The organism is Lactobacillus sp. C449L, assembly GCF_059900815.1.
Genome location: NZ_JBWXGA010000166.1, coordinates 1 through 473 on the forward strand (window position 1 = coordinate 1; position 473 = coordinate 473).

General features: G+C 70.0%; 1 protein-coding gene. It reads left to right on the top strand.

Annotation, left to right across the window (positions count from 1 at the left end):
• Nucleotides 1-20 precede the first annotated feature (20 nt).
• Nucleotides 21-473 (top strand): LPS assembly protein LptD (gene lptD, locus AC2JF9_RS08840; protein ID WP_500727021.1); only part of this gene is annotated, 453 nt, incomplete at its 3' end.

A 473-nucleotide genomic window follows, 5' to 3' on the forward strand; every position in this document is an offset into this window, starting at 1 on the left:
TCTATACGGAGGTGATGCCGATGCTGGAGGCGCGCTACCGGCAGCTCACCGGCCTCGGCGCCTTCCAGGTCGCCGGCTACCTTACGCACGGGTCGCGCCTGCCGATCACGGTCACGGCGCCCGAGGGCGCCCGGAACGAGGACGTTCGCGGCTATGTCGAGGCGAACGGCAAGCTCCAGTTCGATCCCGTCTGGAGCCTCACCGCATCGGGCCGCTACGTCACCGACCGCACCTTCCTGCGCCGCTACGACATTTCCCGCGACGACCGCCTGCGGTCCTTCGTCAACGTGGAGCGGATCGACGGCGACAGCTACGTCTCGATCGCGGCCTGGGCGTTCCAGGGTCTCCGCTCGGTCGACGATGCGGGCCTCCAGCCCTTCGCCCTTCCCGCGATCGACGCGCGCTGGCGGATCGCCGATCCGGTCGCGGGCGGACGCATCGAGCTGCAGGCCAACAGCCTCGCCATCCTGCGC